The 317-nt window shown below is 67.2% G+C and carries 1 pseudogene; it reads left to right on the top strand.

The annotated features are described in order from the left end of the window. Positions 1-317: pseudogene (locus B447_RS21645) on the top strand (methyl-accepting chemotaxis protein); the annotation flags it as partial.

Below are 317 nucleotides of genomic sequence, written 5' to 3'. Positions count from 1 at the left end.
GGCGTCAATGCCACGCTCGACGCCGTCATCGGGCCGCTCAACGTGGCCGCCGACTACGTCGACCAGATTGCCAAGGGCGCCATCCCCGCCCGCATCACCGACAGCTACAACGGTGACTTCAACACCATCAAGAACAACCTCAACACCGCCATCGACGCGGTCAATGCGCTCGTCACCGACGCCAACATGCTCGCCCAGGCCGCCGTCGAAGGCCGCCTGTCCACCCGCGCCGACGCCAGCCGTCACCACGGCGACTACGCCCGCATCGTCCAGGGCGTCAACGCCACCCTGGATGCGGTCATCGCCCCCATCGACGA

Origin of the sequence: Thauera sp. 27 (assembly GCF_000310125.2) — a bacterium.
In the GTDB taxonomy this organism is placed as follows: Bacteria; Pseudomonadota; Gammaproteobacteria; order Burkholderiales; family Rhodocyclaceae; genus Thauera; species Thauera mechernichensis.
This window is presented reverse-complemented; position numbering and strand designations above follow the sequence as displayed.